This is a genomic window from Cyanobacterium sp. Dongsha4 (assembly GCF_036345015.1).
GTDB lineage: Bacteria > Cyanobacteriota > Cyanobacteriia > Cyanobacteriales > Cyanobacteriaceae > PCC-10605.
In genome coordinates this window covers 1193515-1220361 of the sequence record NZ_CP084098.1, presented here as the reverse complement: position 1 = coordinate 1220361, position 26847 = coordinate 1193515, and the positions used below count along the sequence as shown (strand labels likewise).

Sequence of the window (26847 nt, the reverse complement as noted above, 5' to 3'; positions counted from 1 at the left end):
CTAAATTATGACTGAGAAGGATAACATAAAAGCACAACAAGATTCTATTATTTTCGAAGAAAAACCATGGATAAACCTAAAAGGATATAAAGCAAAACTAGATAGAGGTAAGCCTCAGTGGTTTATTTTTTTATGGTGGTTGCTAGAAGGTTTGATATTTCCTTTAACTCCTCATAATTTTAGTAGTTTACGTTGTTCCTTATTAAGATTATTCGGTGCAAAAATTGGTCAAGGAGTGGTAATTAGGGCTAGTGCTAGGGTTTATTTTCCTTGGAAGTTAGAAATAGGTGATTATAGTTGGATTGGAGAGAATGTGTATATTTACAACTTAGATAATGTAAAAATTGGTAGTCATACTGTAATTTCTCAAAAAAGTTATCTCTGTACAGGTAGTCACAATATCAAGAATGCTAATTTTGAGCTAACTACCGCCCCCATATTTATTGGTAATGGTGTTTGGATTGCTAGTGACTGTTTTATTAGCCTCGGAGTAAAAATAGGTGCAAATACAATTATTGGTGCTAGAAGCACAGTTTTGAAAAGTATTCCCTCTCGAAAAATAGCTTGGGGAAACCCTTGTAAACCCATCAAAGATCGCATTTTTAGTGATATTGAGTCTTAATATTACCTGAGTTGGGAAGAAATTTTCATAGGAAGTTATTGAGAAAAGGGCAAGAGGCAAACCTCTCCGTGTCTCCCCTTTTAAACGCAGGGCTGTTTCATTCTAAAATTTTCTGGTTAAGGCAGGGAATACCTGAGTTCGGAGTTCGGAGTTCGGAGAGTTCGCTGCTCTCATGCACTCCCTTCGGTCGTGAACGGAGTTAAAAGTAATAATTATTGACAAAAAAGCTGAATAAATTGATTTTCAATGAGTTTTTCCTAAATTTAATAATTTTTTATTCCAAAATTGGCTCGATGATAACTCGAGGACCCTTTATTTTTCTATACTTTTTTCATCGAACTCAGGTAGGGAATAGGCACTCTTGCAATAGTTTTTAATGGTTTATGGTTATAAATTGATAATCTCAACATTTTTAACTACTTTTTAATCCTCAAAGCTCTAAAACCCTATATTTTTTTACTGGCAATAGTTTTAGCGTTTTTGTATTTCTACTTTGAAACAGCCCTGCCCTTTTAAACGGGGAAGGGCAAAAAAAAGTGTTTAATTAATTTCCCTCTAATCCCCTAACACCCCAATTACTCAATCCTCAATCTGTCTTATAGTAGTTTTTAAATAGGCTTAACTTATAATTAATATTCTAGTCATAATTAAAAATTATCATTATCTTCAATAATTGGTATTTTACAAAAACAGGAAGTAAACGTAAAAATAGAACATAAGATAATTAAATAATTTAGCTAATTGAATATTAGATATGGTTATACTATTACAGGAAGAAAGCCAGAAAACTTCCCATCGATTAACGATTCAAACGGCAAATATTGGAGAAGATAGCACTGCTATCCGTTGCTTGGATTGGGATAGAGAGCGTTTTGATATTGAATTTAGTTTAAAAAATGGCACAACCTACAATTCTTTTATTATTCAGGGAGAAAAAACAGCTCTGATTGATACTTCGCACCGTAAATTTGAGTCTTTATACCTTGAAACCATAAAAGATTTAATGGATTTATCCACTTTAGATTATCTCATCATTAGTCATACTGAACCTGATCATAGTGGATTGGTTAAAGAGATTTTGGAATTAGCACCGAATGTAACGGTTATTGGGGCGAAAGTTGCCATTAAATTTTTACAAGATATGGTACATCAACCCTTTAAATCACAAATGGTTAAAAGTGGGGATAAATTAGATTTAGGGAATGGTCATGAATTAGAATTTCTTTCTGCTCCTAATTTACACTGGCCTGATACTATCTTTACTTATGATCAGAAAATTCATACTTTGTTCACCTGTGATGCTTTTGGGATGCACTATTGCGATGATTACACCTACGATGAAGAACCTGATTTATTGCGAGAAGATTTCCAATATTATTATGACTGTTTAATGAGTCCCAATGCGCGATCAGTATTAGCGGCAATTAAACGGATGAATAGCTTTGATATTAACTTAATTGCCACTGGTCATGGTCCTTTATTAAAACATTTTCTCTCTGATTGGGTTAATTCTTATCAACAATGGAGTGAAGCCCAAACTAAAACCCAAACTTATGGGGTGGTGTTTTATAGTTCTGAGTATGGGTATAGTGAAGATATTACTAGAGCGATCGCCCTTGGCATGGAAAAAACAGGAATTGGGGTAGAATTGCTTGAATATGAGGAGATTGACACCACAGAAACCAGAGAAATTGTCAGTCAGGCAGGAGGTATAGTAATTGGAATGCCCCGTCAAAATGATGTTAGAAGTCATGCTATTTTGAGTACCATCTTAGCTTCTGCTCATCCAAAACAGGCTATTGGGCTTTTTGAAACAGGCGGTTGGCAAGATGAACCTATTTACCCTTTACGCAATAAATTTCAAGAAATTGGTTTAACTGAAGCATTTCCCCCGATTTTGATTAAAGAAACTTTCAATCCAACCATCGCCCAATGGGCAGAGGAGGCAGGAGTTGATTTAGGGCAATGGTTAAGCCGTAATGAGAACGTCAAAAAAATGAAATCTCTTGATAATAGTTTAGACAAAGCCCTAGGACGCCTTTGTGGAGGTTTGTATATTATCACTGCGATGAAAGGCGATGTTTCTAGTGCTATGCTTGCGTCTTGGGTTATTCAGGCTACACCCTTGGGAGTTGCGATCGCAGTTGCTAAAGATAGAGCGATCGAATCTTTATTAAAAGTGGGAGATAAATTTGTATTAAACGTATTAGAAGAAGACAACTATCAAGGCTTAATGAAGCACTTTCTCAAGCGTTTTGCCCCGGGGCAAGATCGATTTGAAGGAATCAAAACTTATCAAAGTAGTTCTGGTTCACCCATTTTAGCGGAAGCCTTAGCCTATATGGAATGTCAGGTAGAAAGTCGTCAGGATTGTCACGATCATTGGATTGTCTATAGCAAAGTAGAAAATGGTAGGGTTGCTCATCCTGAAGCCAAAACCGCCGTACATCATCGCAAAGTGGGAAATCATTATTAATCAGAGTTCGGAGTTCAACCTTAGATACCCTTGCTTGTTACCAAATAATAACTAATACACACTCTAATCATGTACAAATCAATATCCAATTCCCCCGTAGAAAGAGATAGTTGGTTAAATCTTAACCGCATTGTCTATACTTTAGAGCTAATTCAAGATCTAATCGTTATCAGTCTTTGTTTTGGATTATTTGCCTTTATGGTATTGCAAATAAAGATCATGTTTGTAGCTCTGCTAACTCCTTTAAAGTTTGATACCATTACCGCCGATATTCTTTCTTTACTAATTTTGGTAGAGCTATTTCGATTACTAATTATTTATCTCAAAGAACAACGAATTTCGATCGGTGTTGCCGTGGAAGTCTCTATTGTTTCTGTCTTAAGGGAAGTATTTGTTAAAGGTGTTTTAGAAACAGGCTCAACTCAAGTTCTAGCTACCTGTGCATTTCTACTGGTGTTGGGAGTATTAATGGTACTAAGAGTTTGGCTACCTGCCACTTTTGAAGGAATTGATCCCGAAAAAAAAGTATCAGAAAAACATCAAAAAAAGCAACTTAGTTAGAACTAAGGTTTGTAGTTACCCCTAAAGGGGTTAATTACTCTCTTGAGATAAGGGCTAAGGGCTTCACTACTAAACCAAGCTCAAGCTATTTTTCAAACCCTACGAATTACAATAATCAACTTATCAATTATCGGAGCGGAAAATCATGACCACTGTAACTTTAAACAATCAAAATACCAACATCCGTGATGTTCAAGTGGAAGAAATTGCCAATAATACCACCATTTTTAGATCTCGCACTTGGGATCGTCTTAAATTTGAAATTGAATATGCTAGACAAAAAGGCACAACCGCTAATTCTTATTTAATTCAGGCAGACAAAACGGCTTTAATTGATCCTCCTGGAGAATCATTTACTGACATATTTCTCAATAAGTTGCAAAAATGTTTCAATATAAAAAAATTAGATTATGTGATTTTGGGTCATATTAATGCTAATCGCATGACTACTTTAAAGCGTATTTTAACGATTGCTCCTCATATTCAGATTATTTGCTCTAAACCTGCCGCTAAAAGTTTAAAAACTGTTTTTCCTCAATGGCAGGATAAATTCCAAATTGCTAACCATGATTTCTGTTTAGATTTAGGACAAGGGCATCAGTTAAAGTTTATTTCTGTACCTACTCCCCGTTGGCCCGATGCTTTATTTACGTACGATCGCACTACTACCATTCTTTATACCGATAAATTCTTTGGGGTTCATGTGTGCAGTGATGCTCTTTGGGATGAGGATTGGAAAAAATTAGATAGCGATCGCAGTTATTATTTTAATTGTCTTCATAGTAATCAAACCAAACAGGTGGAAACCACTCTCGATAAATTAAAGTATTTTACTATTAAGTATTATGCTCCCAATCATGGTCCTATGATTCGCTATAGCCTCAGTCGTTTAACCCATGATTATAGTCAATGGTGTCAAGAACAACAAAACAAAACCTTAACTGTAGCTTTATTTTACGCTTCTGCTTATGGAAGCACTACAAAATTGGCAAATGCGATCGCACAAGGGTTATCCGCTCAACAAGTTAATGTTGAATTAATTAATTGTGAACTGGCTACCCCTGAAGAAATTACCACAGCAGTTCAAACCGCCGACGGGTTTATAATTGGTTCTCCCACTTTAGGGGGTCATGCTCCAGTACAAATACAAACAGCTTTAGGTATTATTCTCAACACAGCAACCAAAAATAAATTAGCAGGAGTATTTGGCTCTTATGGTTGGAGCGGTGAAGCAGTGGATATAATTGAGGGAAAATTGCGTGATGCAAACTATCGCTTCGGTTGTGAAACTCTCAGAATTCGCTTTACTCCAAATGGAGCAGACTTAGCAAAGGCACAAAAGCTCGGCTCAGATTTTGCCCAAACTCTACAAAAAGCGAAAAAAAATCGTTCCTTTACTTTAGAATCGAGTAATAATCTTAGTTCTGCTCGTACTGAACAAGCAGTTAATCGTATTATTGGCTCTCTGTGTGTAGTTACCTTTAGGCAAGGAGACACAAACTGGGGAATTCTCACCAGTCATATTTCCCAAGCCAGTTTTACTCCTCCCGGTATTATGCTTTCAGTCAGTCAAGAACAAAAAGGGGAATTGCTCAAAGAAATTAATAAACCTTTTGTCGTTAATATTCTTAAAGAAGGGCGTAATATTCGTCGTTATTTTGATCCTCGTTTTGCTGTTTCCCGTGAATCATTTGCTGACCTTGAAGCTCAAACTGCTGATAACAACTGCTTAATTTTAACCGAGGCTTTAGCTCATTTGCAATGTACGGTAGAACAAGCTATAGAATTAGAGGGAAAATGGTTAATTTATGCCAGAGTTAATCAAGGTGATTTGTTAGCAACAACAGGTATAACAGCTATTGTTCATTCCAAATAAAATATTATTCTTCCTAACACCTGAAACCTACCCTTACCCGATATTCTTAAACCGAACGTTAAATACTGACTAGCTCATAACATTGGAATTAAATTTTGTCTAAGAATTTACCCAATTGACTTTGAGAAATTAAAATAAAGGGGGAAAATTAATTAAAAATTACCCATAAAATATTAATCGTAATGAAAGTAAAAACCGCAGTAGCCTTAGAAGCTGGAAAACCCCTCACCATTGAAACGGTTGATTTACAACCTCCTCAAGCAGGAGAAGTGTTAGTAGAAATTAAAGCCACTGGGGTTTGTCATACAGATGCCTATACTTTATCAGGAAAAGACCCCGAAGGATTATTTCCTAGTATTTTAGGTCATGAAGGGGCTGGGGTTGTGGTGGAAGTAGGCAAGGATGTCAAAAGTTTGAAGGTGGGAGATTGTGTTATTCCTTTATATATTCCTGAATGTCGTGAGTGCGAATATTGTCTTAGTTTTAAAACAAATCTTTGTCAGGCAATTCGAGTAACTCAGGGTAAAGGGGTAATGCCTGATGGTACTTCCCGTTTTTCCCTTGATGGTAAGCCCTTATACCATTATATGGGAACTTCTACTTTTGCTAATTATACCGTTGTCCCTGAAATTGCTTTAGCCAAAATTCCTTCTGATGTACCTTTTGAAAAGGTTTGTTATATCGGTTGTGGTGTTACTACGGGTATCGGGGCGGTAATTAATACTGCGAAGGTGGAAGCTGGTGCGAATGTGATTGTATTTGGTTTGGGGGGTATTGGTTTAAATGTAATTCAAGCCTGTCGTATGGTGGGGGCGGATATGATTATCGGTGTGGATATTAATAATAGCAAAAAAGCGATCGCATCTAAGTTTGGTATGACTCACTTTGTTAATCCTCAAGAAATAGAAGGGGATTTAGTCTCTTATTTAGTGGAATTAACCAAAGGCGGTGCAGACTATACTTTTGAGTGTATTGGTAATGTTAATGTTATGCGTCAAGCCCTAGAATCTTGTCATAAGGGTTGGGGAGTTTCTACCATTGTCGGTGTGGCAGGGGCGGGAGAAGAAATTAGTACAAGACCTTTCCAGTTAGTGACAGGTAGAGTCTGGAAAGGAACAGCTTTTGGAGGAGCAAAAGGAAGAACTGATGTACCTAAGATAGTTGAATGGTATCAGTCAGGAAAAATTAATATTGATGATTTAATTACCCATGTGATGCCTTTAGAGGAAATTAATACGGCATTTGATTTAATGCACAAAGGGGAATCTATCCGCAGTGTTATTACTTTCTAAACCTTTGTAGGGTGGGTTGTAACCCGCCTTTTTTGTTTTCTTATTTTTATGCTGAACCGAGATTATGTAATATTGAATTAAAAATGTTTTCTTAATATGATGGAAAATAAATCTTCCAATTAAGTGAAAATGCGATCGCAGCCTTCCCCTCCAGAAATAGAAATCCAAGAAGAAGACTACTTCGATTATTACTATGATGAACCCGGTAGCGAACCCGGTAGCATTATAATCGATCCAGAGGCTTTACCCACTCATATTAATCTAATTGAGTATAATCCCATTAAGGCTTATAAGAAATCTGATATTCAACCGAAAGACTGTCAATCTTGTTTGAATAATGACTTAGTTTCTTGGGCGGATATTCAGGGTTTGGGCAGTGAAAAGATTTTACGTGAAATTGCTGAGGTTTTTAGATTACATCCTTTAATTCTTGAAGATGTGGTCAATGTGCCTCAAAGACCAAAATTAGAGGATTGTCAAAATCAATTATTGATAATTTTACATTGCATTAAACCTAATTCCAATGAAATGGGTTTTACTTCTGAACAAATTAGCCTTGTTTTGGGAAAAAATTATTTATTAACTTTTCAAGAAGATACCATAGATGATTTTTCTAAATTGCGCGATCGCATCAAAAATAATCAGGGCAAAGTTAGAAATTTAGGAGCAGATTATTTAGCATATTTAATCTTAGATACATTGATTGATAATTACTTTCCTGTATTAGAAGATTATGGAGAAAGAATAGAATTATTAGAGGATTTAATAGTAGCAAATCCTAGTCAAAAAACTCTCAAAGAAATCTATAATATTAGGAGAGAATTATTAGCTTTAAGACGCTCTATTTGGCCTCTCAGAAATTTATTTAATCAACTGACAAGAGAAGAAAATAAACTTATAAGCAAAGAGGTTTACATCTATTTTAGAGATTGTTATTACCATACTATTCAGATACTAGATATATTAGAAACTTACAGAGAATTAGCCTCTAGTTTAATGGATGTTTTAATGTCCTCTATGAGTAACAAAATGAATGAAGTTGTTACCTTATTAACTATTATTTCTAGTATTTTTATCCCCCTAACTTTTATTGCAGGAATTTACGGTATGAATTTTGAATTTATGCCAGAATTACAGTGGCATTGGGGATATTTTTTGTGTTTATTATTAATGTTAAGTATTGCTTTATTAATGCTTTTCTTTTTCTGGCAAAGAGGATGGTTTAAGTTCTATTTTTCCAAAAAAACTAAGTGGTAATTTCAAATTACTTCAGTTTGCTTATTCCCTGTCTTAACCAGATAACTTAATGCAAACTAGCTTATCGGTTTTTAGTTTTATTTGCTAAAACTTGCATCTAATCATCATTCTTGCTGAACAACAGAGAGGAATTACGATTAAGGTTAACTTTGAGAGTATTCTTCTAGCTTCTTCTCTAGTAAATACTTTATAAGGTAAATTGATTGAGATTGTCTGAATAACTCCATAGAAGGATACCAAGGACTATCTTTTCTTTCTAGTAACCAACGCCAGTCTGAATTATAGGGTAGAATTGTCCAAACTTTTTTATTTAATGCCCCTGCTAGATGAGCAACAGGTGAATCTACTGTAATTACTAAATCCAGTTGATTAATGGCTACAGCAATATCTCCATAATCTTTTAGATGAGAACTTAAATCAATTACTTTTGTTTCTGAAGGGAGTTCTTTAATATCTTTAGAATAATCTCCTATTTGTAAGCTATAAAAAGTAATATGAGGTAATTGTAAAATGGGTAAAAATTCTTCCAGAGGACAAGAGTTATTATTATGGCTATTTATGTTATTACTTACCCAAACTATACCTACTTTTAGTGAATCAGGTTTTTTTTCGGTTTCGATAAAAGTAATTAATTCTTCTTTTCCCTCTGTGGGTGCAGTTAAATAAGGTACTTTATCAGGAATATTCTCTAAAGTTGTGGCAAAAATATGGGGCAGACTCATCAAAGAAATATAGGTATCAAAACTTTTTAAGGGAATATCTTGGGCGGTGTAAATTTCAGCAACCCCTTCTACTTTTTTAAATACAGGTATAAGATTAGCAGGAGCAACTAAAATAAGTTTTTTACATTTTTGGGCTGTTATAGGCAAATAACGAACAAATTTAATCGCATCTCCTATACCTTGTTCAGTATGTACTAATAAGTTTTTATCACTAATATCTTCCCCTTGCCAACGGGGTTGAGGAGGATTAAATGCCCGAAATTGTGGAGTCTGTAAACGCCATTCATATTCTGCCCAACCTTCTTGATACTCTCCTAGTTGCAGTAATGTCAGACCTAAATTGTAGTGGGCTTGAGCAAAGTTGGGAGCTACAGCAATAGCTTGTCTGTAATATTTAACAGCCTCTTCTAAGTTTCTTTGTTGATAATAGACAAAACCCAAACTATTATAGGCTTCTGCGTGTCTCGCTTCTGCTTGAATAACTTGTTCTAATTGCTCAATGGCTTCGGAATATTGACCTAAATTGCCCAAAATAACTCCTAAGTTGAAACGGGCAGGTAAGTAGCTACTATCTAATTCTAAGCATTTTTGAAAAGATACGATCGCATCTTGTAATTTACCTTGTTGATAAAGTTGATTACCTTTGGCAAAATAACTTTCTGCAAATTCCCAATCCGATGAAGGCATTTGTGCTTGGGTAATAGCCTCATCAGGTAAAACATAAGTTCTACCAATTAACCCCATGTCTGCGTCAATAACTTCAGGGAAAACCATATCGGGTAACACAGATACAGCAAAAATTTCTTGTACAGCTTGTTCAAACTTTAAAAAGCCAACAATATTACCATTGCGAATATCTACAACCCAAACCCCACAAATTCTTTCATCTAATCTTTGAGTTAGGGGTAAACCAGCAAAAACTGCTGACTCTCTAATTTGCGATAAACCGACAAAAGCTAAATTGCCATAAAAATCTAAACCACGAGTAAACCCCGGTAACTGTGCGATCGTAATTAACTTCCCTGAACTATGATCTAAATAGCATAAACCCCCATTGCCTGATTCTAATACCCACAATCGATTGTCATACCAACGGGGAGAGTGAGGCATCGACAACCCTCTCATCAGTATTTCATTGGTGTCAATATCCATCAAAATACCGCCATTAGCTTTATTACTACGCCATCCACTAGGTTTATCCGTTTCACCCAAAGCGGTAACATATCTCGGCTTACCATTTCTAATACCCAAGCCATTAAGATGACATTTATCTCGCAAATCGTAGGCAGTAATAAAAGGCGGTTTCCAGCGAGGTACAAAACTATATTCCTTATCAAGGGTGCAAAGACAAGAAAAACGAGTATTAATAAACCATAATTCTTGATTACACCACGACATTTCATGAATATCAATATCCCCTGTGAAGTGTATATTGCGAGGGATAAAACAACCATCGTGTTTACCTTGAGGTTCAAGACGGGAAGCCGCCGAAGGGTTATTATGGAACTCCCAAATTGATGATTGCACCCCCAATGCCATACGATTATTTTTAACTGCAATTCCCATGGGTTTACTAAACATTTTGAAGTGGGTGTTAATAGCGACACCATCGCTTCGTACAATAATTAATTTACCTGCTTGATAAGTGGAAACAAGTAAGGAAATTCCCATTTGTTTTAAGATTTTTGTAAGGGAATCGCTGTGAATACTGCGTAAAGGTTGTGGTTTTTGTAATGGAGGATTAAAAGATTTCATCTAAAATTAAATGGTTTTTCACGAATTAAATCAATGATTGCATTATTTATAAATTGTTTTTAAAAAATGTGAATTTTTTTATCTTATCAAAACTTATAAGTTAGAATTACTTTACTCTTAAAAAATTTTCTCCCAGTAAGATCACTCACTGCCGCCATGTCAATTGCCTCTAATATTGCTACTGCCCAAAATCTCTTACAAAACTTTGCCCTTAATCAAGGTTTTAACTCCGAAAGTATCACTCTAGCCTTTGGAAACGAGTTTGATGCTCTTATACTTGAAAATTTAACTCTACAGTTAATCCAAGGTAATTTTACTTGTTTGCCCACAGTGGAAATTAAGTCACAGACTGATTTAGGTGGTGCGAATGGGGTTTATGTTAGTGAATTAAATAAAATATTTCTTGCTCAAGAATTTGTTGATAATGCCTCGGAAAGTCAAATAGTAGCGGTACTTTTGGAAGAATATGGGCATGGTATAGATAAATTAATTAACTCTCAAGACAGTCAAGGAGACGAAGGGTTTATTTTTTCTTCTTTAGTGCGAGGAGAAACTCTTACGAATGAAGAATTAGCTTTAGTAAAAGCAGAAAATGACGAAATAGAAGTAATAATTGATGGGCAAATTTATCAGGCAGAGGCGGCTATCTTCATCGTAACGAGTTTAAACGATTCAGGGGCTGGCAGTCTGCGACAAGCTGTGTTAGATGCTAATGCTTCACTCGGCGTAGATACGATCGTTTTCAATGTGAGTGGCACTATTACCCTAACTACTGGAGAATTGTTAATTACAGATTCAGTAATCATTGACGGCGATAACAATGATGATGGGGTAGCAGATGTAATCATAGATGGAAATAACAACAGTCGAGTCTTTAACATTGACGATGTAACTGCAACGGTTTTGGATGTCACTTTGGAAGGATTAACAATCCAGAATGGTCAGGAGACAAACGGAGCGGGAATCTTCAATGCAGAGAATCTAACCTTAAGCAACAGTAATCTCTCTTCTAACTCCTCATCTAATCGTGGTGGGGGGATTTATAACAACGATGGGGCAACGGCAAATATTACCAATAGTACCCTGTCAAATAACTCCGCTAACATTTTTGGCGGGGGGATTTATAACAAGTTTGGAACGGTAAATATTACCAATAGTACCCTGTCAAATAACTCCGCATCTGACAGTGGTGGGGGGATTTACAACGTTGGAGAGGCAAGTATTACCAATAGTACCCTGTCAAATAACTCCGTTGATATTAAAGGCGGGGGAATTTTCAACGTTGGAGAGGCAAATATTACCAATAGTACCCTGTCAAATAACTCCACAGACGTTTCTGGCGGGGGGATTTATAACAGTGGAGAGGCAAATATTACCAATAGTACCCTGTTCGCTAACTCTGCGGATTTTTCTGGCGGGGGGATTTACAACTTCAGTGGAACGGCAACTGTAAGAAGCACGCTCATCTCTGGTAATACTGCAACTAATAGTGGAGATGAAGTGTTCAACTTTGTTGGCACGGTAAATGCTGATGCTAATAATCTCTTTGGCGATAATAGTAAATCTGACCTAGATGCTTTTGACGGTTTCAACCCTGGCACAAATGATATTAATGCCACCACTGACGGTATTAACGTAGCTTTAAACAATATTCTTGACCCAAACGGTTTACAGGATAATGGTGGTGCAACAAAGACGATCGCGCTTGTTTCTGGTTCTCCTGCTATTAATGCAGGTATTAATCCCAATAATTTAACCACAGATCAAAGGGGATTACCTAGAGACGACGGTAATGGGGTAGATATTGGGGCGTTTGAATTGCTCACTGCGATCGAAGTTGACACCATTGACGATGTGGACAATGGAGATTTAAGTGCAGGGGATATATCCTTAAGAGAAGCCTTAAAAGCGATCTCTGACGGGGGAACAATTACTTTTGCTAATACTCTTGCCAACGGTACAATTACCCTCAACGGCACAGAATTAGTGATTAATAAATCAGTGACTATTAATGGCGGTACTAATAACATTACAGTCAGTGGCAACAGTCTTAGTCGAGTGTTTAATATTGATGATAGTAATAGTAGCGTATCTCAAGTAGTGAATATGAGCAACTTAACTATTACAGGAGGTCAAACATCAGGTCGTGGCGGGGGAATTTACACCCGAGAAAATTTAACACTGAGCAATAGTACTGTTTCTGGTAACTCTGCTGATAGAGGTGGGGGAATTTTCAACTTCTTAGGAACAATAAATATCAGCAACAGTACCCTTTCTGGTAACTCTACTACTTATTATAGCGGGGGGGGAATTTTCAACTCCGGAACGATAAATATCAGTAATAGCAGCATTTCTGGTAACTTTGCCACTTATAATGGTGGGGGAATTTTCAACCAAAATGGAACGATAAATATCAGTAATAGCACTGTTTCTGCTAACTCTGCTAATAATGGCGGGGGAATTTTAAACTTTGGAACAACAAATATCCGTAGTAGTATTATTTCTGGTAATAATGCCACTAACTTAGGAGACGAAGTTAATAATAGTGGCACAGTAATAGCTGATAGCAACAATCTTTTTGGTGATAGTAGTAAGACAAATAGTCAGGCTTTTGTTAATTTCACCACGGGTGCAAGTGATATTAATGCTACATCTAATGGTAGTAATCCTACAGAGTTATCTAATATTTTAGATCCCAACGGCTTACAAGATAATGGTGGTGCAACAAAGACGATCGCGCTTGTTTCTGGTTCTCCTGCTATTAATGCAGGTATTAATCCCAATAATTTAACCACAGATCAACGGGGGACAGGGTTTGACAGAATAGTTGGCGGGGGCATTGATATTGGGGCGTTTGAATTGCTCACTGAGATTGTCGTCGATACGGAAGAAGATATTGACGATGGGGACTTTAGTGAAGGCGATCGCTCTTTACGGGAGGCATTACGATTAATAGCAGACGGAGGAACAATTACCTTCGCTCCCACCGTTACCAATATTGTCCTCAACGGCACAGAATTAACTGTCAATAAAAGTGTCACCATAGACGGGAATAACAATGTCACCATAGACGGGAATAACAGCAGTCGAGTCTTTACTGTAGATGATGGAAATAACCTCAGTAACAGCACCGTAACCATGAAGGGATTGAACATTACTGGAGGAAGAACAGCAGGAAATTCTCCCACAGGGGATGGTGCAGGGATATTTAATGCGGAAGATTTGACTGTTTCTAACTCACAAATTACGGGAAATATTGCTGAGAATGATGGAGCTGGTATATTTAATAACGAATATGGCTATCTTTCAGTTGTTAATAGTGTGTTAACTGGAAATTATTCCTACGATGAGGGAGGAGGTTTAGCAAATGAAGGATATGCGACCATAACCGACAGTCAGATAACGGGCAATACTTCTGTTGACCAAGGAGGGGGTGTCAGTAATTTAGAAGGATTTATAGGGATAGACGGTACAACTATTAGTAATAACCAAACATATAATGATGGTGGCGGAATCGCAAACGAAGGAGATTTCGCAACAGTGACCATAACTAATAGTCAGATAACGGGCAACACTTCTGCTGAACAAGGAGGAGGTGTCTATAATCAAGATGGTTTTGTCGGAATATACGGTACAACTATTAGTAATAACCAAGCAGATGATGATGGTGGTGGCATTGCTAGTTACTATGCAACCTCATTAATTATCGATAGTATTATCAGTGGAAACTTATCAGGTGATGATGGAGGAGGGATAGCTAATTATTCTGCCAATACATATATATACCAAAGTTCCATTCTCAATAATACTGCCAGTGAATACGGTGGGGGCATTTATAGTGATGGTTATTTCGGTGGTGCCCTTTTGGTCGTTGTAGGCACAACTATTTCTGGTAATGAGGCAACTGATGGCTCTGGTGGAGGCATTGATAATGGGTTTTATTCCGAGGCAACCATTATTGACAGCACTATCACAGGTAACACAAGCCGAAGTGTTACAAATTATGGCGATGGTGGTGGTATAAATAATTACCTAGCGAATCTATCCATTTTTACCTCAATCTTGTCCAATAACACTGCCGACGGTGGTGGTGGTGGTATTTGGAACTATGGCAATCTAAGCCTCAATAGTGCTACCGTTACTGGGAATGAGTCTTTATATTCTGGAGGGGGCATTGGTCACTATGGTGGAATCGCAAACATAAGTAATAGCAACATTTCTGGCAATTACGCTGGAGAGGATGGCGGCGGGATTTACAACTATTATGGAACGACAACCATTAGCAACAGTACCCTCGCAAACAACACAGCAAATTACAGTGGCGGTGCAATTCACAACAACTATTATGGAACAACGAATATCCATAACAGCACGGTTTCTGGTAATAACGCTACTGAATATGGCGGTGGAATTTATAACTATGATGGAACAACAAATATAAGCAGTAGTATCATTTCTGGTAATAGTGCAAATGGTGGTGACGAAGTTTATAACTATTCTGGCACAATAAATGCCAATGCAAATAATCTTTTTGGTGATAATAGTAAATCTGATCTCGGTGCTTTTGAAGGTTTCAACCCCGGTGCAAATGATATTAATGCCACCACTGACGGTATTAACGTAGCTTTAAACAACATTCTTGATCCCAATGGTTTACAAGATAATGGCGGTGCAACAGAGACCATCGCGCTTGTAAGTGGTTCTCCAGCTATTGATGCAGGTAACAACGATGATAACTTAAGCACTGATCAAAGGGGTGCAGGATTCGACAGAAAAGTAGGTAGTGGAGTTGATATAGGGGCATTTGAAGTTCAGTATATTCTTAATCAAACAACCATAAAAATTATGGATAATCTCATCACTGTTAGTATTAACGGAAATGAAGATACCTTAACTGGCTCTCAAAATACGGTAACAGGCGATCCTACAGTGCCGAACAACATAGACGCATCAAGTTTTACAGGTAACTTATTAATAAATTTGGCTAGTACCCGTAGTACCATTCGCATTGATGAGGACTCAAATGGTAGCTTTGACAAAACCATCGGAACGAGATACTTCTATACAGGTACTGTTACTGGTGGAAGCGGTAATGATACCCTGTTAGGACAAAGTGGTGATAACACCTTAATTGGTGGCGGAGGTGATGACTCCATTGATGGTGACGGAGGCAATGATTCTCTTACTGGTGGCATTGGTGATGACATCCTGATTGGTGGTATTGGCAATGATTCTCTTGAAGGTGGTGATGATGATGATACCCTCACTGGTGGCAGTGGTAATGATAGCCTTACTGGTGATGCAGGTAATGACAACCTTAATGGTGGTAGTGGCAACGATACTCTAATCGGTGGCGATGATGATGACACCCTCACTGGTGGTTTGGGTGCAGATACCCTCACTGGGGGTAATGGAAATGATACTTTTATTTATAACAATTTAAACGAGTCTAGTTTGACTTATGGTATTGACACCATCACCGACTTTGCAAATGCCAGTGATACTTTATCTCTACCTCATGGGATAAGAACTATTACTTGGAATGATGGTAATTCTCCTGTGGCAATCTCTGCATTAACAACCACTGCAATGACGAGTTTATTCAGAAGCCAAAGAGTAGGAGTGAATGACTATATTTTCTTTAGTGTGATGGGAGATTCTAATACTTATCTTGCCATCAATGGTGGCTCATCGTCTTTCTCTAGCTCTCTTGATGCTATCATAGCCTTTGACAGTCCTAACTTCTCATAGAATTCAACCCGAATTCAATAAAATTTGTAGGGTGGGCATTACCCACCAAAACCCCACAATCTTATAATGGTGGGCTGTATATCGGGCTAAGAGAACATAAGGTTTATATCAAATTATTTTGCTTAGGCATAAACCCTAACGTCATCATAAGCTCGATCGACAATTAATAAAATCATTTTCTAGTTGATGACTTCGATCGCATTTGCACAATTCATTTCTGTTTACATCCTCAAAGTATGTTTAACCATAAAGCTATGTTAGGGTAAGTGCGATCGCACCGCAGAGGTCAGGGGTTCGAATCCCCTATGCTCCAGTTAACTCAGACCTTGCACCTAGCAAAAAAAAAAGAAGCGTCAAAAACTTCATAAATAAAACAATTAATTTTTACGGAAAAAATATACAATATCTATTTAGTATCCAAGTCTAAAAGAATCATCAAACAAAGTAAGGAATTTAATTGATTATGGCACAAATAATTACGGTTAATACTTTCCTAGATGAAAATGATGGCATTGGAGTAGGGGGAGTCAGCTTGCGTGAAGCTCTAGCTTCTTTCACAACAGGTGACACCATCACTTTTGACCCCAATTTAAACAACTCTACGATTTATTTGAATTCGGATTTGGACGTTCCTGATGGAGTCATCCTTGATAGCTCCTCCCTGACAAATCTCACTATTGATGGTATTGAGCCACTCAATTTTCTTGGCTCCGTTACAATTACTAATGAATCAGGCAATTCTTTGACTATCGACTCTGTGATCGCAGGTGTAGGATCGCTGATCAAGAATGGTGCTGGTATCCTCAAACTCTCAGCTAATAACAGCTTCACTGGTAGCGTCCAGATCTTGGCAGGCACTTTAGAACTAAATGGAGGAGAAGCGATCGCCGATACAGTTGACGTTGAGGTAAATGGAGGAAACCTTACCGTCAAGAGTGGAAACGAGACCGTCGGCACCCTGTCAGGTAATGGGGGTAGTCTCGACCTCAATAACTTGCTGACAGTAACGGGAGTGACACTAAACGCAAGCCAACTCACCCTCATTAGTCCTAACTCTATTTTCAGGACTTTCAACAGTAATGGTACAGCCCTTACAGGAACAAGTGAAAATAACAGCATCCTTGGCGGAGAGGGCAACGATACACTTAATGGCGGAGAGGGCAACGACACACTTGATGGTGGTACCGGCAATGATAGTTTGATCGGTGGTGCGGGAGACGATAGTTTGATCGGTGGGACGGACAATGACAGCCTAGTCGGTGGTACCGGTAATGACAGCCTAGTCGGTGGTGCAGGCAACGATAGACTCGGAACGAGTAGTGATTATAATGAGGGTGGCAACGACACACTCGATGGCGGAGAGGGCAACGATACCTTGTTTGGCTCAACAGGAGATGACAGTCTGATTGGTGGTGCAGGCGACGATCGCTTCTATTTTAATCGGGCCGATCATGCTTATGGAGACACCCTCGATGGTGGTGCGGGCAATGATTTCATCATCTTTACTGGTGTGGACGATGAGATACTAGTTCTGAAGCAAATTGTGATTGTTGATGAAGATCAAACATTACGGATATCGATCGCAAGTAACGCCTCTGGAGGCATTACAAACGTTAATTCAGGCATCAACGCCTCCGAAGTTACACTTTCTAACGGGGTAGTCCTCACTGGCCAGAACGGCAACAACACACTGATTGGTTCGGATTACAATGATGTTCTAACAGGTTCAAATGGGGAGGATACATTGACTGGCAATGACGGTAATGACACTTTCAGAGATACTGTCAATGGTCTTAACGGTGACACCATCACTGACCTTAATATTGGTGATGCGATCCAGCTAAATTTTATCTCCCTCTCAGGGGCTAATATCCGCATTAATTCAAACAAAGTCGAGATCGACACCAACGGCACTGATTTCGCCGACGTCGAAGTGACAATCCATCTGGGAAATGACTCCAACACCAACATTAGCTTCTCTGCTCAAAACATATCGGGTAATACCTTATTCACTGCCATCTCGCCTTTTCCTACTGTTGACCTCTCTGTTAGTAGCAACACTGGCTCAGAAGACGGACAAACCGTTATCACCGTTACGGCAACTGCTTCTAGTGCGGTTTCTGGAAACCAAACTGTTAGCTTAGGAGTAAGTGGTACTGGTATCACTACTGGAGATTATAGCCTCAGTAATAGCACCATCACCATTCCCGATGGTTCAACCACAGGAACTATCACCTTTACAGTTCAAAATGATGCCCTCGTAGAAGGTACAGAAACTGCCATACTGACTATTAGCAACCCTTCTGCAGGTATTTTACTGGGTACAAACACCAACCGAAATATAACCATTACGGACAATGACACCGCAGGAGTAATAATAAATCAATCTGGAGGCAACACAACCCTGACGGAAGGCGGAGCAACCGATAGCTACACTGTGCTTTTAAATTCTCAACCCACTGCTGATGTAACCATTACTATTAATCCCGACAGTCAAAGCACAACCAATGTCAACCCACTGGTTTTTACACCCCAGAACTGGAATATACCTCAAACTGTAACAGTCACAGCAATCGACGACAATGTTGCTGAGGGAAATCACTCCAGCACCATTCAACATTCTGCTACCAGTAGCGATAACAATTATAATAACATTGCGATCGACTCCATTACTGCCAATATTACTGACAATGATAATAATGCGGCGATCGTTATCACCGATAACCTCATCACTGCCAATTCTAACGGAAATAACTACACTTTGACTGGCTCTCAAAATACGGTAACAGGCGATCGCACTGCTCCCAATGATATAGACGCATCAAGTTTTACAGGTAACTTACTCATAAATTTAGCCAGTACCCGTAGTACCATTCGCATTGATGATGGCTCAAATGGTAGCTTTGACAGAACCATCGGAACGAGATACTTCTATACAGGTACTGTTACTGGCGGAAGCGGTAATGACACTCTTATCGGACAAAGTGGTGATAACACCCTAATCGGTAGCGGAGGTGATGACTCCATTGATGGTGACGGAGGCAATGATTCTCTTACTGGTGGCATTGGTGATGACATCCTGATTGGTGGTATTGGCAATGATTCTCTTGAAGGTGGTGATGATGATGACACCCTTACTGGTGGCAGTGGTAATGATAGCCTCACTGGTGATGCAGGTAATGACAACCTTAACGGTGGTAGTGGCAACGATACCCTAATCGGTGGTGATGATGATGACACCCTCACTGGTGGTTTGGGTGCAGATACCCTCACTGGGGGTAATGGAAATGATACTTTTATCTATAACAATTTAAACGAGTCTAGTTTGACTTCTGGTATTGACACCATCACCGACTTCGCCAATGCCAGTGATACTTTATCTCTACCTCATGGGATAAGAACTATTACTTGGAATGATGGCAATTCTCCTGTGGCAATTTCTGCATTAACAACCACTGCAATGACGAGTTTATTCAGAAGCCAAAGAGTAGGAGTGAATGACTATATTTTCTTTAGTGTGATGGGAGATTCTAATACTTATCTTGCCATCAATGGTGGCTCATCGTCTTTCTCTAGCTCTCTTGATGCTATCATAGCCTTTGACAGTCCTAGCTTCTCATAGAATTTAACCCGAATTCGATCTAAAATTGTTGGTTAAGGTAGGCTACCTTGGATCTGCCCATAGATAATAGTATTTATAATTGACATTAACTATGGTTAATATCACCTGAGTTCGGGGTTCGGGGTTCGGAGTTAGAATTTATTAATTATCAACTATTTACCTTTGCCCTTTGCCCCTTGTCCTTTTCACCATCACTCATAGATGAAAATTCATCCCAAACTCAGTTAAATTAAGGTGCTAAACGCACTATTTGCCATTGTTTATTATCATTTAAACGGTATTCAAGGCGATCGTGCAAACGGTTTTCTCTACCCTGCCAAAATTCGATCGCATCTGGTACTAATCTATAACCTCCCCAATGAGAAGGACGAGGAATAGTTTGATTTTGATATTTTTGAGTTACTTCCTGTAAACGCTTATCAAGATATTCTCGGTTAGGGATAATCTGACTTTGGGGGGAAATATGCGCCCCTAACTGTGAACCGATGGGGCGAGAATGAAAATATTGATCTGACTCTTCTGGGGTAATTTTTTCTATTTTTCCTTCAACTCTCACTTGTCTTTCTAATTCTCCCCACAAAAACACCAAACAACCAAAGGGATTGACAGCAATATTTTTACCTTTCTTACTTTCATAATTAGTAAAGAAAACAAATCCTTTCTCATCAAGGTTTTTTAAGAGAACAATTCTTGCTGTTGGTTTTCCAGTTTCATTAACAGTGGCAAGAGTCATGGCATTTGGTTCTAAGATTTGCGACTCCAATGCTTGTTCAAACCAATGGCGAAATTGCTCAAAGGGATTCTGACAAATTTCTTCTTCTGTTAAACCTCCTTGGGTATAGTTTTTTCTTAAATCAGCTAAGGATATTTTCATATATGTGTGCTTTCGGTGAAAATAATAATTTTCTTTAATTTATCAAAATTGATAGATCTGTTTTGAGTTTTTTATGTAATACTGAGGTTAATTTTAACAAACATTTAGGATCATTACCTATTGATATTGTCATGAAAAGCGGTATTCCGGGAGTTCAAACTCCAGCTCAACCTTGGTGGAATCGTCCTCTGTGGGGCAATCAGTCTTTGTTACAGTGGTTGAAAGAAGTTCTTTCTTTTCAGTCTAAGCAGGAAATCCCAGAAAGTACGATACTACTATATACAAACTCTTTTGGTCAATTAAAAAATATAGCTGCGATCGCACGTACCATTGATAAAGAAAAATTTACCAGTAGAGAATTTATTAACTTTCTAATGCTCAATCGTCAATTTGAATCAGATACAGGAGCTTATGAAGGGTTAAGAAATAGTATCGAATTATTAAGGGTAGCTTTAGAAACAAAAGAAAGTTTTTTGAAAATTGAGGCAACTGAAACCCGTTATCGTAGCTTTTCTCAACAGGAATTTTACGATTATGTTTATAATTTGCTTGTTAAGGATCTGGAAGTTACTGAGTTTCAAGAAGCAGTACAGAAACAGTTAGTTAGAGTTATTCCTAAAATTAAAAGTGATGAAGGGAAAGCGGCAATTCAATCCTATGTTAATCACCTAGAAACAGTTTGTAAAGATAAATTAGGTTTAAAATTACTCTACTTGTTTAAACAGTATGACATGAGTAATTTTTCCCTACTGCGCACTGTGGGTGAGATTGCAGATAGTTTTTATGATAAAGATTTGGATTCTCTCAAAGAATTTATGGTTGTAGTGCAGGTTAACGCAGATATTTTCTTAAAATTAGGGCAAATTATTCAAGTACCTCAAAAGAAAAATGTTCCTGAAACCTATGCTATAACTTTACAATATATTGCTTTACGGAATCGTCATCAAAACTCTTTTGCCCAGTTTCAACAACTATTAGGCTTACTAAGACAGTGGGAAAACTTCTATAATCCCATAATGGCGATCGCAAAAGAGTACCCTCCCAATGAATATAAACAACCTGATATATTTAAAGCCGATATTCCGGGTTTAGAAATTTATAACAAATATCAAACTCATATTTAACTCTATTTGAAAGAAAAATTTTTGGTATGTTTAGGTTACAAGTTAGAGGTTGCAGGTGTTTTTTATAATCAATTTTGCCGTTGGCGAATTAAGCTATGATTTTTAGTTTAGAGAGGAAATGGGTGAGGGGCAAGGGGCAAAGGTAAATAGTTAATAACTCCTAACCCCTAACCCTTAACTCACGTACTATGCTAATTGTTTCGCTCTGGAAACTAAAGCAGAAGCAGTTAAACCATTAAATTCCATTAATTGCCCTGCACTAGCGGTTGTTTCACCCCGTTTCCAGGCAAACGTATCTCTTTTCGCATTACTACGCAACATAATCGGCTCTAACATCGCACTTGTGCCACCAGTAACTCCGATAACTGCATCACCACCGAATAAAGCCTCAAAACCAGCATCATCCAAGAAGTTACCATCAGAAGCTGTGCAAGTATCCCAAGCCACATCAGTGGGGCGATATAAACGACGAGGATTGATAACAGAAACGATACGCACTCCATAGCCTTCGCTTTCCAATGTCTTAGCCGCTTCAAACACGGGAATTAAAGTCATATCACCGATAACTGCAAAGACGATTTTTTTGCTACCTTCAGAGTCATGTAAGATAACCCCACCTTTTTCTAAGGCTTCTCTGGTTTGCTCAAAAGTAGTTAAAATCGGTAAAGGAGATTTACTAGCAGTAATCGTGATACCTTTATTTTTCGTGCCTAATGCCCACTCATAACAGGCTTGAATACTATTAGCATCACAGGGAAAAAGAGGGAAAACGTTACCATTACGCATCATAGCGGCAAAGTAATTCTCAATTTCGGGGCGTTGATGAGTCCAACCATTACGCCCTTGCTCTAATGCCCCTGCGGTGAATAAAGTAATAGTAGAAGGGGTTTCCCGTCTCAATTCTGCCATAGCTTGGGTGACGGTTTGCCAAATGGGTAAGCCATTAATTGCAAAGGATTCATAAGAACACCATAACGTACGAGCTCCAAACAAGGATAAAGCAACCGCTAAACCTGCACAGGCATCCTCACTTAAAGGCTCATATACTTGCCCTTGAGGTTGTTGGAAGTAGGTTTCATCGGTGGTAGGATGGACGATATTTAAGCCGATATTGATGTTATTGATACCCGATGCGGCGTTACCATCGGCATTTGTTACGACAAAATTGGGGTCATTTTTACCGACATGAACGACAATTTCACCCATAGCGGTAGTGGCAACTTTTTTCTCTCCCCCTACTTCATATTCGGTTAAGGGTAATGTGCCTAAGTCGGGAAGGGGTAAAACAGATTCAGTAACGGCTACATCGACGTTTGAGCCACCATTAGAGCGAACAAAGTTAGTGCGTACTAATTCCCATGCTTCTTTCGTTAAGGCTCTTTCCTGTAAAGCGGAAGCGATATAATCTTTATCAAGGCTATCTCCGGGGTAGAGGTTATGGGATTTTGCCCCTGTTTTGTGGACTCCAGCTCCTTTGAGTTGTTTAATGATTAAAACGGTTAATGTGCCACCTAATGCGGATTTAGCGGCTTTGTCGGTGGCTTCTAACACGGCTTGAGTAAATTCTAAGCGTTTTTCAAAGGAAAATCTGGTGCTATCAACATAATCCCCCTCTTGGTTTGCGTCGTCGAAGTCTTTAGCGTTAACGAGGATGACTTCTTTAAAACCGTTACCTTGCCAATAAGCAATCATTTCTTCGTTGGTTTTGGTGGATACCATACTATGATGCTCTTGGGAGTAACCATTCCATACTAAGATGGGTAAGAAGTTGGTAGCTTGAGGATAGGCAGTATTGAAGTGTCCAAAGCTACTCATAACATAAGGTTCACCTAAACCACCATCACCGATAGTAACGGGAAATAAAACGTTGGGGTGTAATTTCGCCCCTGCCATAGCAAAATGTTGTCCTTGCCCAAGAGGTCCAGCAGGATTGAGTAATCCGGGGATTTGCCCTGATAAATGCCCTAAAAGCCCGTGCATTTCCCGAAAACGCTCACTCATGTCCTCTACGGTGTGAATGCCCATTTTTTCAAGGGATTTGTCCAGAAATACGGTGCTATAGTAACCGGGAGCGTGGTGTCCTACTTCGGTAATCAAATTTTTATGTCCTAACATGACTAGGGCGGAGATAACATCTGCACTACTAGCGAAACCACCGGGGTGTCCAGATTGTTTACTAGCGGTAATGTGAAGGGTTAAATATCGTAAAGCGTCTGCACCTAGTAGGGTTTGATAAATGGCTTTTTTGTCCCCTGTGCTAGAAATAGCCTTTTCTTCAGATGCGATCGCATTTTCTTGACCGTATTCGTTAAAATAGGGTAATTCTTCTTTAAAATATTGGATACCTTGATAAAATGGGCTAGTTGTCATATTAAGTTCGCTCTATGTTCTTATTTACTGCAATCTTTCATTCATTGTTACATTTTTTTGTCATTCAGTCCAATAAATAATTAATTACATTTGAATAGGTAATTGTATATGATCTAGGTTCAGAGTGTTGGGAGGATAAACAGAGGCAGGTTAGGGTATTGGGGTATTGAGGAGAAACGAGTTAGGAGTTAGGGGCATTGTGTTAGGGGATTAGAAGAAACTAATGCTTAAAGTGCATCATCGTTACTAATTACTAATGGTTTATTACCTTTGCCCCTTGCCCTTTACTTCCCTCTTAATTGAAATCTAATTTTTAATTTGCTCAAGCAAAGATTGTAAAACACTGGTGTCTAATCTAGCTCCAAAACTGGTAACTAATTTGGAGGAGGCTAGGGAGGCTAGTTTTCCAGCTTTTTCCCAACCTAAACCATTGGTAATACCATATAACAGACAACCTGCATACATATCTCCTGCACCAACCGTATCGACTGCATTGACTGGATAAGGTTCAATTTCAATGATTTTTTCACCGTCAAAAATTAATGAGCCTTCTTTGCCACGGGTGATAGTAAAGGTTTTGGCTAGGGTTTGTAAAAATGCGATCGCATCTTCTAATTTATCCGTATTAGCCATTTTTAGAGCTTCAATTTCATTGGAGAATAATAAATCAACTCCATCACCGATAATCTCAAGGATACCATCACGGAAAAAATCCACCATATTAGCATCGGAAAGAGAAAAAGAAGTTTTTACCCCTGCCGACTCTGCTACTTTTTTGCCATGAATTGCCGTTGCTTTTGCCACAGGAGAGGAAACTAAATAACCTTCTATGTAAAGATATTGAGAGTCTTTTAAGGCTTCATCATCTATTTCTGTTAAACCTAAATCACTTGTAATACCTAAAAAAGTATTCATGGTGCGATCGGCATCTGGGGTAACTAAAACTAAACATTTACCCGTAATACCTTCTGGGCGATTGTCTAAAGCTAAATTAGTATCTAAACCACAATTCACCAAATCTTCAAGATAGGCTTTACCCACTTCATCCGCCGCCACTTTGCAGGAATAAAAACCCTTACCACCTAGTTGACTAATTGCCACTAATGTGTTAGCCGCAGAACCACCAGAGGATTGTTTACAAGGGTTAGGAAGATGAGTTAAGACTTCTTTTTGTTGGGTTTCATCCATTAATGTCATTACCCCTTTATCAATGTTGAGTTGAGCAAGTAATTCAGGAGTAACGGAAAATTCCATATCCATTAGGGCGTTACCCATACCATAAACGTCGTATTTTTTAGTCATTGCCATTATTTTTCCAAATTAAAATACATAATTTTTTCTATCCTTTTGGAATATAAGTGATTTTACTTTTTGAGATAGAAAATTTAATTTTACCTTGATATTGAAACCTGAAAAAATGCTAAATTCTTGATGTTATGATAATTAAGTTATTTTTTCTTCAACCTAAATCAACTATGGCAAAATATTTTACTATTATTATTCCTCTAATTTTGACAATTAATCTTTTATTTATTTTTCCTGTTAATGCAGAAACGGTTATTAATAATCAGCCTGAAAAAATATTTGAGTTAAATTGTGCTGGATGTCACCCCAATGGCAATAATATTATTAGACGGGGAAAAAATTTAAAATTAAAAGCCCTTCATCGTAACGGCTATGATTCATTAGAAGCTATTACTCAAATAGTAAGTAATGGTAAAAATAATATGTCTGCTTTTTCTAATCGTCTGAGTGAAAGGGAAATTAAGCAAGTTGCCGAGTATGTTTTACAACAAGCTGAGAATAATTGGAAAGGTTAACAGTTTCTTGACTTGTTAGGAAAAAAACTTACCACTAAGCTAAGACGCATTTAACTTACATTTTTTCTTAATTCTTGAAAATAACTCCAACGCTTACCTTTACCTATTGCCTATTACCTATTCCCTGTCTTAACCAGACAACTTAAATATAAACTAGCTTATTATTTATTTATAGAGCTTTTATTTTTTTAAGGAGTCAAACAAATGTTGTTGGGTGCAAGTTTAATTACAGTTTCAGCTTTATTAGTTTATTTTGTCACAATCATCAATGTTGGTAGGGCAAGGGCAAAATATAAAGTTATGCCTCCTGCAATGACGGGAGATGAAAACTTTGAAAGGGCATTGAGAGTACAACAAAATATGTTAGAGCAACTTGTTTTGTTTCTACCCATAATGTGGATTTTTTCGTATTATGTTAGTGAATTATGGGGAGCAATTATTGGCGGAGTTTGGATTTTAGGAAGGGTTTTATATGCTTGGGGTTACTATCAAGAAGCGAAAAAAAGAATGGTTGGTTTTGGTATTAGTAGTTTGAGTGGGATGGTTTTACTGTTGGCTTGTTTATACAGTTTAACAATGGCTTTAGTTGGGAGTTTTTAATTCTTAACCTCAGTTTGGTTTAAAAATATTGGATAAGGATAGGTATTAGGGTTCGGGGTTAGGAGTTAGGAGTTTAGAAAAAGGTGTCAGGTTTGACAGTTTTAATTAATTACTAATTACTAATT

Annotated in this window: 15 protein-coding genes; 11 read left to right on the top strand and 4 right to left on the bottom strand. The window is 38.0% G+C overall.

The genetic code is table 11. The annotated features are described in order from the left end of the window. Positions 1-7 precede the first annotated feature (7 nt). From Dongsha4_RS05160 to corA, 6 genes are all read left to right on the top strand, one after another. Positions 8-622 (top strand): WcaF family extracellular polysaccharide biosynthesis acetyltransferase, encoded by a 615-nt coding sequence (locus Dongsha4_RS05160; protein WP_330204657.1) that lies wholly within the window; start codon positions 8-10, stop codon positions 620-622. A gap of 754 nt (positions 623-1376) precedes the next feature. Further along, entirely contained in the window at positions 1377-3098 is a 1722-nt protein-coding gene (locus Dongsha4_RS05155) for a diflavin flavoprotein (protein ID WP_330204656.1), read from the top strand. 69 nt (positions 3099-3167) lie between these two features. Next, complete coding sequence (locus Dongsha4_RS05150; protein ID WP_330204655.1) at positions 3168-3659, top strand: phosphate-starvation-inducible PsiE family protein; 492 nt, start codon at positions 3168-3170, stop codon at positions 3657-3659. A gap of 145 nt (positions 3660-3804) precedes the next feature. Beyond that, positions 3805-5535, top strand: a complete 1731-nt coding sequence (locus Dongsha4_RS05145; RefSeq protein WP_330204654.1) for a diflavin flavoprotein — start codon at positions 3805-3807, stop codon at positions 5533-5535. A gap of 182 nt (positions 5536-5717) precedes the next feature. Continuing rightward, positions 5718-6827 carry an S-(hydroxymethyl)glutathione dehydrogenase/class III alcohol dehydrogenase gene (locus tag Dongsha4_RS05140; RefSeq protein ID WP_330204653.1) on the top strand — a complete coding sequence of 370 codons (1110 nt, stop codon included), beginning with the start codon at positions 5718-5720 and terminating at the stop codon, positions 6825-6827. Between the two features lie 129 nt (positions 6828-6956). Further along, on the top strand, positions 6957-8084 hold the full coding sequence (corA, locus tag Dongsha4_RS05135) for a magnesium/cobalt transporter CorA (RefSeq protein ID WP_330204652.1): 1128 nt from the start codon (positions 6957-6959) through the stop codon (positions 8082-8084). A 143-nt stretch (positions 8085-8227) separates the two neighbouring features. Here corA and Dongsha4_RS05130 read toward each other — a convergent pair whose 3' ends face one another. Next, complete coding sequence (locus Dongsha4_RS05130; RefSeq protein WP_330204651.1) at positions 8228-10561, bottom strand: TIGR03032 family protein; 2334 nt, start codon at positions 10559-10561, stop codon at positions 8228-8230. A 156-nt stretch (positions 10562-10717) separates the two neighbouring features. Here Dongsha4_RS05130 and Dongsha4_RS05125 point away from each other — a divergent pair, with 156 nt between their 5' ends. Together Dongsha4_RS05125 and Dongsha4_RS05120 are read left to right on the top strand one after the other, a co-directional pair. After that, entirely contained in the window at positions 10718-16312 is a 5595-nt protein-coding gene (locus Dongsha4_RS05125) for a choice-of-anchor Q domain-containing protein (RefSeq protein ID WP_330204650.1), read from the top strand. Between the two features lie 463 nt (positions 16313-16775). Continuing rightward, the gene (locus Dongsha4_RS05120; protein WP_330204649.1) at positions 16776-19934 is read left to right on the top strand and encodes a beta strand repeat-containing protein; all 3159 of its coding nucleotides are present in this window, start codon (positions 16776-16778) and stop codon (positions 19932-19934) included. Positions 19935-20163: 229 nt separating this feature from the next. Here Dongsha4_RS05120 and pdxH read toward each other — a convergent pair whose 3' ends face one another. Beyond that, the gene (gene pdxH / locus Dongsha4_RS05115) at positions 20164-20808 is read right to left on the bottom strand and encodes a pyridoxamine 5'-phosphate oxidase (RefSeq protein ID WP_330204648.1); all 645 of its coding nucleotides are present in this window, start codon (positions 20806-20808) and stop codon (positions 20164-20166) included. 131 nt (positions 20809-20939) lie between these two features. Between pdxH and Dongsha4_RS05110 the strand changes: the two genes are divergently transcribed. After that, positions 20940-21932 carry a hypothetical protein gene (locus tag Dongsha4_RS05110; protein WP_330204647.1) on the top strand — a complete coding sequence of 331 codons (993 nt, stop codon included), beginning with the start codon at positions 20940-20942 and terminating at the stop codon, positions 21930-21932. A 186-nt stretch (positions 21933-22118) separates the two neighbouring features. On the opposite strand, the gene Dongsha4_RS05105 is transcribed toward Dongsha4_RS05110, so the two are convergent. Then, entirely contained in the window at positions 22119-24302 is a 2184-nt protein-coding gene (locus Dongsha4_RS05105) for a phosphoketolase (protein WP_330204646.1), read from the bottom strand. A gap of 306 nt (positions 24303-24608) precedes the next feature. After that, on the bottom strand, positions 24609-25604 hold the full coding sequence (locus tag Dongsha4_RS05100) for an adenosine kinase (protein ID WP_015219914.1): 996 nt from the start codon (positions 25602-25604) through the stop codon (positions 24609-24611). Between the two features lie 173 nt (positions 25605-25777). On the opposite strand from Dongsha4_RS05100, the gene Dongsha4_RS05095 reads away from it, so the two are divergent. Together Dongsha4_RS05095 and Dongsha4_RS05090 are read left to right on the top strand one after the other, a co-directional pair. Next, positions 25778-26122 (top strand): c-type cytochrome, encoded by a 345-nt coding sequence (locus Dongsha4_RS05095; RefSeq protein WP_330204645.1) that lies wholly within the window; start codon positions 25778-25780, stop codon positions 26120-26122. A 204-nt stretch (positions 26123-26326) separates the two neighbouring features. Beyond that, positions 26327-26722 carry an MAPEG family protein gene (locus Dongsha4_RS05090; protein ID WP_330204644.1) on the top strand — a complete coding sequence of 132 codons (396 nt, stop codon included), beginning with the start codon at positions 26327-26329 and terminating at the stop codon, positions 26720-26722. The last annotated feature ends 125 nt before the right edge of the window (positions 26723-26847 follow it).

Excerpts from the sequence above, each read along its gene's own strand:
- Dongsha4_RS05130 (WP_330204651.1), bottom strand. The coding sequence starts at position 10,561 with ATGAAATCTTTTAATCCTCCATTACAAAAACCACAACCTTTACGCAGT.
- Dongsha4_RS05110 (WP_330204647.1), top strand. The coding sequence starts at position 20,940 with ATGAAAAGCGGTATTCCGGGAGTTCAAACTCCAGCTCAACCTTGGTGG.
- Dongsha4_RS05120 (WP_330204649.1), top strand. The coding sequence starts at position 16,776 with ATGGCACAAATAATTACGGTTAATACTTTCCTAGATGAAAATGATGGC.
- corA (WP_330204652.1), top strand. The coding sequence starts at position 6,957 with ATGCGATCGCAGCCTTCCCCTCCAGAAATAGAAATCCAAGAAGAAGAC.
- Dongsha4_RS05150 (WP_330204655.1), top strand. The coding sequence starts at position 3,168 with ATGTACAAATCAATATCCAATTCCCCCGTAGAAAGAGATAGTTGGTTA.
- Dongsha4_RS05140 (WP_330204653.1), top strand. The coding sequence starts at position 5,718 with ATGAAAGTAAAAACCGCAGTAGCCTTAGAAGCTGGAAAACCCCTCACC.
- Dongsha4_RS05100 (WP_015219914.1), bottom strand. The coding sequence starts at position 25,604 with ATGACTAAAAAATACGACGTTTATGGTATGGGTAACGCCCTAATGGAT.
- pdxH (WP_330204648.1), bottom strand. The coding sequence starts at position 20,808 with ATGAAAATATCCTTAGCTGATTTAAGAAAAAACTATACCCAAGGAGGT.
- Dongsha4_RS05105 (WP_330204646.1), bottom strand. The coding sequence starts at position 24,302 with ATGACAACTAGCCCATTTTATCAAGGTATCCAATATTTTAAAGAAGAA.
- Dongsha4_RS05155 (WP_330204656.1), top strand. The coding sequence starts at position 1,377 with ATGGTTATACTATTACAGGAAGAAAGCCAGAAAACTTCCCATCGATTA.
- Dongsha4_RS05160 (WP_330204657.1), top strand. The coding sequence starts at position 8 with ATGACTGAGAAGGATAACATAAAAGCACAACAAGATTCTATTATTTTC.
- Dongsha4_RS05145 (WP_330204654.1), top strand. The coding sequence starts at position 3,805 with ATGACCACTGTAACTTTAAACAATCAAAATACCAACATCCGTGATGTT.
- Dongsha4_RS05125 (WP_330204650.1), top strand. The coding sequence starts at position 10,718 with ATGTCAATTGCCTCTAATATTGCTACTGCCCAAAATCTCTTACAAAAC.
- Dongsha4_RS05090 (WP_330204644.1), top strand. The coding sequence starts at position 26,327 with ATGTTGTTGGGTGCAAGTTTAATTACAGTTTCAGCTTTATTAGTTTAT.
- Dongsha4_RS05095 (WP_330204645.1), top strand. The coding sequence starts at position 25,778 with ATGGCAAAATATTTTACTATTATTATTCCTCTAATTTTGACAATTAAT.